The 10,415-nt window shown below is 73.7% G+C and carries 9 protein-coding genes; 6 read left to right on the top strand and 3 right to left on the bottom strand.

The window, feature by feature from the left end; genetic code table 11:
• Positions 1 to 226: 226 nt before the first annotated feature.
• Positions 227 to 1,624 (top strand): NADP-dependent succinic semialdehyde dehydrogenase, encoded by a 1,398-nt coding sequence (locus tag AC51EU_RS21590; protein ID WP_496268672.1) that lies wholly within the window; start codon positions 227 to 229, stop codon positions 1,622 to 1,624.
• Between the two features lie 230 nt (positions 1,625 to 1,854).
• Positions 1,855 to 2,610, top strand: a complete 756-nt coding sequence (locus AC51EU_RS21585; protein ID WP_496268671.1) for an SDR family oxidoreductase — start codon at positions 1,855 to 1,857, stop codon at positions 2,608 to 2,610.
• Between the two features lie 125 nt (positions 2,611 to 2,735).
• On the opposite strand, the gene AC51EU_RS21580 is transcribed toward AC51EU_RS21585, so the two are convergent.
• The 3 genes from AC51EU_RS21580 to AC51EU_RS21570 form a co-directional block, all read right to left on the bottom strand.
• Positions 2,736 to 2,918 carry a hypothetical protein gene (locus AC51EU_RS21580; protein WP_496268670.1) on the bottom strand — a complete coding sequence of 61 codons (183 nt, stop codon included), beginning with the start codon at positions 2,916 to 2,918 and terminating at the stop codon, positions 2,736 to 2,738.
• A 64-nt stretch (positions 2,919 to 2,982) separates the two neighbouring features.
• A complete protein-coding gene (locus AC51EU_RS21575) occupies positions 2,983 to 5,112 on the bottom strand; it encodes a SpoIIE family protein phosphatase (protein ID WP_496268669.1) in 2,130 nt (709 codons plus the stop codon).
• A gap of 264 nt (positions 5,113 to 5,376) precedes the next feature.
• Positions 5,377 to 5,913 (bottom strand): DUF1990 domain-containing protein, encoded by a 537-nt coding sequence (locus tag AC51EU_RS21570; protein WP_496268668.1) that lies wholly within the window; start codon positions 5,911 to 5,913, stop codon positions 5,377 to 5,379.
• Positions 5,914 to 6,104: 191 nt separating this feature from the next.
• Here AC51EU_RS21570 and AC51EU_RS21565 point away from each other — a divergent pair, with 191 nt between their 5' ends.
• The 4 genes from AC51EU_RS21565 to AC51EU_RS21550 all read left to right on the top strand — a co-directional run bounded on the left by AC51EU_RS21565 (position 6,105) and on the right by AC51EU_RS21550 (position 10,403).
• A complete protein-coding gene (locus AC51EU_RS21565; protein WP_496268667.1) occupies positions 6,105 to 8,324 on the top strand; it encodes an NADP-dependent isocitrate dehydrogenase in 2,220 nt (739 codons plus the stop codon).
• Positions 8,325 to 8,500: 176 nt separating this feature from the next.
• Positions 8,501 to 9,325, top strand: coding sequence for an alpha/beta fold hydrolase (locus AC51EU_RS21560; RefSeq protein ID WP_496268666.1), 825 nt, complete (start codon positions 8,501 to 8,503; stop codon positions 9,323 to 9,325).
• Positions 9,326 to 9,528: 203 nt separating this feature from the next.
• On the top strand, positions 9,529 to 9,696 hold the full coding sequence (locus AC51EU_RS21555; protein ID WP_496268665.1) for a hypothetical protein: 168 nt from the start codon (positions 9,529 to 9,531) through the stop codon (positions 9,694 to 9,696).
• Positions 9,697 to 9,704: 8 nt separating this feature from the next.
• The gene (locus AC51EU_RS21550) at positions 9,705 to 10,403 is read left to right on the top strand and encodes a hypothetical protein (RefSeq protein ID WP_496268664.1); all 699 of its coding nucleotides are present in this window, start codon (positions 9,705 to 9,707) and stop codon (positions 10,401 to 10,403) included.
• Positions 10,404 to 10,415 lie beyond the last annotated feature (12 nt).

Below are 10,415 nucleotides of genomic sequence, written 5' to 3'. Positions count from 1 at the left end.
GCCCGCGCCGACGCCACCGGGGCCGCCCGACCCCTCCCCGTCGCCGTCCCCCGTACCGCGCCCGCCCGGGCCGGACCCGGTCCCGGACCCCTCACCGGCCCCGTCCCCCCTGTCCCAGTGACCGTCCGCGTGTCCCGCCCGCCGGACGACACACCGGGGCGGGACGCGGCGGACACCCCGGCGCCGCGCGGCGCCGCCCGTCCGCACCACCGAGGAGGTACCGTCCATGGCCATCGCCACGGTCAACCCCGCAACGGGCGAGACCCTCAAGACCTTCGAGGCCCTCAACCCGGGCGAGATCGAGGACCGGCTGGTCCTCGCCGACCAGGCGTTCCAGGCCCACCGCACCACCCCCTTCGCCCGCCGCGCCGCCTGGCTGCGCGAGGCCGCCGACCTGCTCGACGCCGACCGCGACGCCGTCGCCCGCACCATGACCACCGAGATGGGCAAGACCCTGACCGCGGCCCGCGCGGAGGCCGCCAAGTGCGCCAAGACCATGCGCTGGTACGCGGACCACGCCGAGGCCCTGCTCGCCGACGAGCACCCGGACCCCGCCGACGTCCGCGACTCCGGAGCCCGCCGCGCCGTGGTGCGCTACCGCCCGCTGGGCGTCGTCCTCGCCGTGATGCCGTGGAACTTCCCGCTGTGGCAGGTCGTCCGCTTCGCCGCGCCCGCCCTGATGGCCGGCAACACCGGGCTGCTCAAGCACGCCTCGAACGTCCCGCAGACCGCCCTCTACCTGGAGGAACTGTTCCGCAGGGCGGGCTTCCCCCAGGGCTGCTTCCAGACCCTGCTGATCGGCTCGTCCGCCGTCGAGGAGGTCCTGCGCGACCCGAGGATCGCGGCCGCCACCCTCACCGGCAGCGAACCGGCGGGCCGCGCGGTGGCGTCCGCCGCCGGTGACGAGATCAAGAAGACCGTCCTGGAACTCGGCGGCAGCGACCCCTACCTCGTCCTGCCCTCCGCCGACCTCGGCAAGGCCGCCCGCGTCGCCGTCACGGCCCGCGTCCAGAACAACGGCCAGTCCTGCATCGCCGCCAAGCGGTTCCTCGTCCACACCGACGTCCACGACGCGTTCGCCGAGCGCTTCCTCGCGGGCATGAAGGCCCTCAGGGTCGGCGACCCGATGGACGAGAACACCGACGTCGGGCCCCTCGCCAGCGAACAGGGGCGCTCCGACCTGGAGGAACTGGTCGACGACGCGGTCCACCGGGGCGCCGTCGCCGAGTGCGGCGGCAAGCGCCCGCTGGAGCGTCCCCACGGCTGGTTCTACGAGCCGACCGTGCTCACCGGCGTCACACCGGAGATGCGCATCCACCACGAGGAGGCGTTCGGCCCGGTGGCGAGCCTCTACCGGGTCGCGGATCTGGACGAGGCGGTCTTGCTCGCCAACGACACCGGCTTCGGCCTCAGCGCCAACGCCTGGACCCGCGACCTCGCCGAACAGGACCGCCTCGCCCGCGACCTCCAGGCCGGCGGGGTGTTCTTCAACGGGATGACCGCCTCCCACCCCGGCCTCCCCTTCGGCGGCACCAAACGCTCCGGCTACGGCCGCGAGCTGTCCGGGCACGGCATCCGGGAGTTCTGCAACATCACCACACTGTGGTACGGGCCGGAGGACTGACCGGGCCCCGGCCGGCCCTGGGGCCTGCCGTCACGCTCCCGCCGTCCGGCCGGGACCTGCCGGCGGACGCCGGACCGAACGGCACCGGGCAGCCGCGGTCGGTCCGTACCGCCGGGGTCTACGGAGCGGTCATTGAAGTGTGAACGTCACGTCCGAATGCCGCCGGAACCGCAGGGCGTCGCGGTCTTGGATCGAGTGTGTCCAAGACCGGAACAAGGAGTTCTACGGAGATGACGATGAACGGTGCGACGGTGCTCGCCGGCAAGGTGGCGCTGGTGACCGGCGGCAGCCGGGGGATCGGGGCAGCGGTCGCGCTGCGGCTGGCCGCGGACGGCGCGGACGTGGCGCTGACCTACCAGGGCTCGGCCGCCTTGGCCGAGGAGGTGGCCGCCGAGATCACCGCGATGGGGCGGACCGGCCGGGCCGTCCGTGCGGACAGCGCCGACCCTGCGGCGGTACGCGGCGCGGTAACGGAGGTCGCCGAGCGGTACGGGCGGCTGGACATCCTGGTGAACAACGCGGGTGTCGGTGCCGTCGGGCCGATCGAGGCGGCGGCGTGCGACCAGATCGACCGGGTGCTGGCGGTGAACGTTCGCGCGCCCTACCTCTACGCTCAGGCGGCAGTGGAGCACCTGACCGAGGGCGGACGGATCGTGAGCATCGGCAGCTGCGTCGCCCAGCGCGTGGCCTTCCCCGGAAGTGTGCTCTACGCGACCAGCAAGGCCGCGCTGATCGGCTTCACCAAGGGCATGGCCCGGGAGCTCGGCCCGCGCGGGGTCACCGTCAACCTGGTCCACCCGGGCCCGATCGACACCGACATGAACCCGGGCGACGGCGATTCCGCCGACCTCCAGCGCGGCCTCACCGCGCTCGGCCGCTACGGCACGGCGGCGGAGGTCGCGGACGCTGTCTCGTACCTGGTCGGCGAGAGCGCCCGATACGTCACGGGCGCGGAACTGGCGGTGGACGGGGGCTTCGCGGCCTGAGCCGGCGCGGTCTGACGCAGGCCAGGTGGATCTTGGCGCTCGGTCCGGCACGGCATCGGCCGAGGGCATGACCACCCGCTCACGAACGACCGGGACCAGGGCGGGACCGAGTGGGGCGGCAGGCCCTACGGCCCGTCCTGGTCGTGCCAGAGGGTGACGGTGAGAGCAAACGTCGCCCGCGACGCCCCGTCCTTCCCGCCGCCGGCCGCTTCCGTGCCCCCGGCCGTGTCCCCGCTCCAGGTAACGCCCTTGACCAGCACGGCGGTGGCCACCACCGCCAGCACCCCGCCGAGCGCCGAGGCGGTCACCACCGCGCGGCGGCGGCCCCGGGCCGGCGGTACGTCCGGCGGGTACCCCGGGGGCGCACCCCCGTCACCCGCAGCGCCCGCCGTCGGCCGGCGCGGGCTCCTCCGGCACCGCGAACTCGCACCACAGCGCCTTGCCCGCACCGCGCGGCTCCGCGCCCCAGTCGTCCGACAGCGCCTCGACCAGCAGCAGCCCGCGCCCGGACGTCGCGGTCTCGCCCGGGTGGCGCTTCCGCGGCCACTGGCTGGAGCGGTCCTCGACCTCCAGCCGGATGCGGCGGGGTTCGCCGGGCACCAGCTCCATGCACACCAGGGCGCCGCTCTCGGTGTGCGTCAGCGCGTTGGCGATCAGCTCCGACGCGGCGACCTCGACGTTGTGCGCGACCTCCCCGGCCCGCCACTGGTCCATGGTGCGGCGCAGCGCCGAGCGGACCGCGGCCGTCCCCGACGGGTCGGCCTGGTGGATGTGCATGCGCAGCCGCGGCGTGGTGGCGACGCCCGGCCCGCTGCGGCGGCGGAGCAGCAGCAGCGCCATGTCGTCCTCCGGGCCCGGCTCGCTCCACAGCTGGGCGGAGAGCCTGTCGGCCAGCTCCTCCAGGTCGTCGGGGCCGGCGCGTACCGCGTCCGACAGCGCCTCGATCCCCGCCGAGATGTCGCTCCCCGGCTGCTCCACCAGGCCGTCGGTGCACAGCAGCAGCGTCGAGCCGGGCTCCAGGAACAGCAGGGTCTCGGGGAAGTGGTCGTGGCCGAACGCGGTGGCCAGGCCCAGCGGCAGACCGCCGCGGACCTCCGGCCAGTCGATGTGCCGGGACCCGTCGCTGACCAGCGGCCCCAGATGGCCGGCGCGGGCCACGTGCAGTGCCCCGGACTCCAGGTCCGCCTGGACGTACGTACAGGTCGCGAAGCGGTCGGTCTCCAGCTCGTTCAGGAACCGCGAGGCCCGCACCAGCACGGTCTCCGGGGCGTGGCCCTCGCTGGCGTAGGCCCGCAGCGCGATCCGCAGCTGGCCCATCACGGCGGCGGCGTGGGTGTCGTGGCCCGCCACGTCCCCCACCACCAGGCCGGTCAGCCCCTGAGGCAGCGGGATCACGTCGTACCAGTCGCCGCCGATGTCCCGCCCCTCGCTCGCCGGGTGGTAGCGCACGGTCACATCGGCCCCGGGAATGGCGGGCACGTGGCGCGGCAGCATCGTCGCCTGGAGACCGGTCGCGAACTCGCGTTCCTGGTCGTAGAGGGTCGCCCGCTGGATCGACTGCGCCACCACACCGGCCAGGGCGAGCGCGAGATTGCGTGCCTCGGCGGACTGCGCCGACGGTTCGGAGTTGAACAGGCCCAGCGCGCCGATGACCTGGCCCTGGGCCTCCAGCGGCAGGAACGACGCGCTGCCCGCCGGCAGGGTGCCGCCGTACGGGCCGAGCCGGGGGAAGCGGGCCATCATCTCGCCCTGGGTGCGCAGGAACGTCGGCCGCCGTGACAGCACCGTGTACGAGAGCGGCAGGGTCTCGTCCAGCCGCGAACGCCGCATTTCCTCGGGGACCTCGCCCGTCAGCCCGGTCGCCGCGATGATCTCGAAGCGGCCGCCCTCGACCATTCCCAGGATCAGCGCGTCCGCGCCGAACCGCCGTGCCCCGTCCGGCCCGGTGAGCACCCGTGTCACGTCCTTGACCGACAGGGCGCGGGCCAGCGCCGCGGTGGTGCGCTGCACCGTCACCGTCTGCCGCTGCCGCTCCTCGTGGAGCGAGCGCAGCGCCGCCGAGTCCGCCAGCTCGCCCGACGCCTCCCGGACGACGCCGACCACCCGGTACGGGACGCCGTTCGCGTCGTGCAGGATGCGGCCCTGGGAGTGCGTCCAGCGCAGCGACCCGTCGTGACGCCGGAGGCGGAAGTACGCCCCGTAGTGGGAGGCACCTTCCTGGAACGCCCGGGTGACGGCGCTGTCCAGCCGGTCGCTCTCCTCGGTCGGCATCCGCGCGGCCAGCGACAGCGCGACGCCGTTCCACTCGCCGGGACGCAGGTCGAGGACGTCCATGGCGCCGTCGTCGAACTCCATCATCCCGGTGACGAGGTCCCAGTCGAAGGTCCCCATCTGGTTCAGGGTGAGGCGGCGGCGCAGGCCGATCGGTTCGTGGCGCCGTCCGGACGCGGGCGCGCCGGGGGCGTCGTGCTGCTCGTGCGGCGGCTCGTCCCGGTGCGTCATGGCGCGTCCCGCCGCCGTACGGCCGCCGCGGACGACGGGCGGCGGGGGAGCGGCCTCCCGGGCGGCACCGGGGCGAACGGGCCCCGTGTCCTCGGTCGCGGGCCGGTGGCCGGGGCCGAAATCCATCGGAACGCGGCCATGCGCACACCCTAAGACGGCCGCGCACACCCCGCATTCCCGCTCGAACCGGACACTGCCGCGTCCCCGGGGGACGCGGGCATCCGCTCACCGGGGAGCGCCGCGCGGCCCGTCCCGGAGGAGGACTCAGCGGGCGCGGCGGCGGACGAGACGGCGCAGCGTCCGGCCGCAGTGCCGCGCGTACCAGCGCTGCATCACCGGCACCAGCGGCCCCGCCGCCCGGGTGAACACGGTCGCGGGGCGGCTGAACGCGGTGACGGTCAGCCACACCGAACCGTCCTCGCGCGCCTCGACCCAGAACGCCTCCTCCCCGCACTCCGGATGGCCCGCCCGCGTGCCGTACGCGAAACCGGCGCGGTCCTCCTCGTCGACGGCCCACACCACCCGGCACGGCGCGCGCAGCAGCAGCGGACCGGCGCCCACCCGCACCTCGACCCCCACACCCGGCGCGGCGCGCCCCGCCTCCGCCCGTATCCCGACGCCCGCGGCCCGGTGCATCCCGAACGTGAGCACCGCCTCACCCGCCGCCGCCAGCGCCGCCCGCCCCCGGCCGACGGGCACGGACACCCGCAGATGGTGGTAGCCGGGCGGCAGCGGAGAGCGCCGGGTGGCGCCCCGCTCCGGGTAGGTCAGATCGTCCGCGGGGGCGTGCGGGGCGCTCATCGGGCGGTTCCTCCGGGGTGCTGCGGCGTACGGGACGGCGCGGGGCCGGCTCAAGGATGCCCCGCCCGGGGCCGCCGTGCCCGCCCGGGGCGGGTGCGCGGAGCCCGGAGGGAGCGGGGGCCTGTCGAGCGGGACGCCGGTACGAGATATCTTGATGTCGAGCAATGTTGCAGACGTGGAGCGGAGCACCGGTGACAGACTCGACCATCATCTACACCCACACCGACGAGGCCCCGGCCCTGGCGACGTATTCGTTCCTGCCTGTGGTCCAGGCGTACGCGTCCAAGGCCGGCGTCCGTGTGGAGACCCGTGACATCTCCCTGGCCGGGCGCATCATCGCGAGCTTCCCCGAGCGTCTGGAGGAGAGCCAGCGCATCGACGACGCCCTCGCCGAGCTCGGCCGGCTGGCCAAGACCCCCGGCGCGAACATCATCAAGCTGCCGAACATCTCGGCCTCGATCCCGCAGCTGAAGGCCGCGATCGCCGAGCTCCAGCAGCAGGGCTACGCGCTGCCGGACTACCCGGACGACCCGAAGACCGACGAGGAGCGCGAGACCCGCGCCCGCTACGACAAGATCAAGGGCAGCGCCGTCAACCCGGTCCTGCGCGAGGGCAACTCCGACCGGCGCGCCCCCGCGTCCGTCAAGAACTACGCCAAGACGCACCCGCACCGCATGGGCGCGTGGACCCCGGAGTCGAAGACCAACGTCGCCACCATGGGTGCCGACGACTTCCGCTCCACCGAGAAGTCCGCGGTCCTCGCCGAGGACGGCACGCTGCGCATCGAGCTGGCCGCCGAGGACGGCACCACCACCGTGCTGCGTGAGTCCGTCCCGGTGCTCGCCGGTGAGGTCGTCGACGCGTCGGTGATGCGCGCGGCCGCGCTGCGCGAGTTCCTGGCCGCGCAGGTCGCCCGCGCCAAGGCCGAGGGCGTGCTGTTCTCGGTGCACCTGAAGGCCACGATGATGAAGGTCTCCGACCCGATCATCTTCGGTCACGTGGTGCGCGCCTTCTTCCCGAAGACCTTCGCCGCGTACGGCGAGAAGCTGGCCGCGGCGGGCCTGAGCCCGAACGACGGCCTCGGCGCCATTCTCAACGGCCTGGAGTCCCTGCCCGAGGGCGCGGAGATCAAGGCGTCCTTCGACGCCGAGCTGGCCGACGGCCCGGCCCTGGCCATGGTCGACTCCGACCGCGGCATCACCAACCTGCACGTCCCCAGCGACATCATCGTCGACGCCTCCATGCCGGCCATGATCCGCACCTCCGGCCACATGTGGGGCCCCGACGGCCAGGAGGCCGACACCCTCGCCGTCCTCCCGGACAGCAGCTACTCCGGCGTCTACCAGGCCGTCATCGAGGACTGCCGCGCGCACGGCGCCTTCGACCCCTCGACGATGGGCTCGGTGCCCAACGTCGGCCTGATGGCGCAGAAGGCCGAGGAGTACGGCAGCCACGACAAGACCTTCGAGATCCCCGCCGCCGGCACGGTGCGGGTCGTCGACGGCGCCGGCAACACCGTCCTGGAGCAGGCCGTGGCCGCCGGTGACATCTTCCGGATGTGCCAGGCCAAGGACGCGCCGATCCGCGACTGGGTCAAGCTCGCCGTCACCCGCGCCCGCGCCACCGGCGACCCGGCCGTGTTCTGGCTCGACGAGAACCGCGCCCACGACGCGCAGCTCATCGCGAAGGTCAAGGCGTACCTGCCGGAGCACGACACCGAGGGCCTGCGGATCGAGATCATGTCGCCGGTCGAGGCGACGAAGTTCTCGCTGGAGCGCATCCGCCGCGGCGAGAACACCATCTCCGTCACCGGCAACGTGCTGCGCGACTACCTGACGGACCTCTTCCCGATCCTCGAACTGGGCACCAGCGCCAAGATGCTCTCCGTCGTGCCGCTGATGGCGGGCGGCGGCCTCTTCGAGACCGGCGCCGGCGGCTCCGCCCCCAAGCACGTCCAGCAGCTGGTCAAGGAGAACTACCTGCGCTGGGACAGCCTCGGCGAGTTCTTCGCGCTGGCGGCCAGCTTCGAGCACCTGGCGCAGGCCGCGGGCAACGCCCGTGCCCAGATCCTGGCCGACACCCTCGACCGCGCCACCGCGACCTTCCTCAACGAGGACAAGTCGCCGACCCGCCGCCTCGGTGGCATCGACAACCGCGGCAGCCACTTCTACCTCGCGCTCTACTGGGCGCAGGAGCTGGCGAAGCAGAAGGACGACGCGCAGCTCGCGGAGGCGTTCGGCCCGCTCGCCAAGACCCTGACGGAGCAGGAGGCGAAGATCGTCGACGAGCTGGTCGCGGTCCAGGGCTCCCCGGCCGACCTCGGCGGCTACTACCAGCCCGACACCACCAAGGCGGCGGCGGTCATGCGCCCGTCGGCGACCCTCAACGAGGCCCTCGCCACCCTCGCCTGACACCCCGGCACCACCGGACGGGCGCACCACCGCCCGCCCGCACCCGGTACGCCCCGGACGGCACCCGCCGACCGGGGCGTACCCGTCACCGGGTACGTCCGCTCCTCGGCCGTGCGCTCCTCACGGAACCCGAAACGCGATGGCGGGCGCCGCACGGCCCTCCTAGGCTGACGCCCATGTCTCAGCAGCTCTCCGTCCACCTGGGCGAACACACCCTCTCCTACGTCGACTTCGGCGGCAGCGGCACTCCGCTGGTCGCCCTGCACGGCTCCTTCGGGCGGGGAGCGATCTTCACCCGCCTGGCCCGGGACCTCGCCGGCCTGGCCCGGGTCATCGCACCCGACCAGCGCGGCCACGGCCTGAGCGACCACACGGACGCCTACCGCCGCGAGGACTTCGTCGAGGACGCCGCCCGCTTCCTGCGCGCACTGGACCTGGGCCCCGTCGTCGTCCTCGGCCACTCCCTGGGCGGCACGACGGCCTTCCAACTGGCCGCCCGCCACCCGGAACTGGTCTCGGCGCTCGTCCTTGAGGACGCCGGCCCCGTCATGCGCTGCCCCGAGATCGAGCACCCCGTCCTCAACGTCCGCGGCTGGCCCGCCACCGCCCCCACCAAGCGGGAACTGGGCCGGCGCATCGAGGAGGCCGGCGCCCCCGACAGCACCTACTTCCTGCACAGCGCCGTCCAGGACGGGGACCACTGGCGGTTCCTGTTCGACTGGGACGAGATGATGACGGTCCAGGAGAACGGCGTCGGCGACTGGTGGGCCGACTGGCTGGGATCCACCTGCCCCGCACTCGTCCTGCACGCCGGCCGCAGCACCCTCCTCCCCGCGGACCTGGCCACCGCCATGGCCACCCGCAGACCACACACCGAACTCGTCACCTTCCCGTCGGCCGGCCACTGGATCCACGACGACGACCCGGACGGCATGGCGCGTGCCGTCGGCGACTTCCTCGCCCGGCTCCGGCCGGTCCCGCCGGGAGACACGCGCTCCTGACCAACTTCTGTTCCCCGCAGGCCGGTTGGCCCGTCATGTGCGGGGCTCGGGGGCGTCCCGCGCGGGGCGGTGGTGCGTTACGATCCCGGCCACGACAAACCGTCTCGGACGCGGAGACCGGCGAGGTGGAGCGCCGCGTGCGGCATCCGCGACCGAATGAGAGCACATGGGGCGATGTGGCCGGGTTGAGCAAGGGACAGAAGGTGACCATCGGAGCTGCGGTGATCACGGCGGTCGCCGCCGTCGTCGCGGGCGTCATCCAGTCCGGTGGCGGGGGCAGGGAGACCCACTGCGACACCGCGATCTGCGGGGACAACAACGATCACAACAGCGTTACCGGCGAGCGGGAAGAGCCCCGTAAGCACCAGTGAGGATCTTCATGCGCGTCCGTGCCGTCCGCAGCACCGTCCTGGCGGCGTCCCTGCTGATGTGTCTCCCGCTCGCCGGATGCGGCGACGCCACCACCTGCCACTCGGGAGCCCTGTGCGGGGACCGGAACTCCGGTAACACCGTGGGGAATCCGGCCACCCGGCCGCCTTCCCCCGGCGCCCCCGCCACTCCCTCCCCGGCCTCCCGTCCCGCCTCCGCGAGCACCGCGCCACCCCCGGCACCGCCCGGGGCCGCCCCTCGCACCGAGGCGCCCGCGCCTCCCGCGACCCCGGGGAGACCCGCGCCCGAAGCCGCCTCCGAGGAGTGCGGCGGTGACTGCCCGTGGCGGGAGTGGAGCGCCCTTCCCGGTGTGGAGGTGCGGCCCGGCTGGGTCAAGGAGGGCGACGACCTCTACATGGTGGCCCAGTGGCGGTCACGTTCCGAACGGGTGCTGGACGCCTGGGTCTGGCTGAAGGACGGCGCGGGGGTGAAGGCGCTGTACCCCGCCGATCCGCCGGCCGTCGGCTTCCACCGGATGCGGACCGACGCCCGGGGGTTCACCAAGAGGGTGAAGGTCGAGATCCCCCTCGTACCCGGCCGCCACTACACGGTCTGTGTGTACGTACTGCCGTACCGGCCGAAACAGAGCGGGCCCAACATCGCGAATCCGTCCGTCGACGGGCTCACCCGCACCTTCCTCTACGGATGACCGGCCGGCGGC

It is taken from the genome of Candidatus Streptomyces philanthi (genome assembly GCF_059553635.1).
This window is presented reverse-complemented; position numbering and strand designations above follow the sequence as displayed.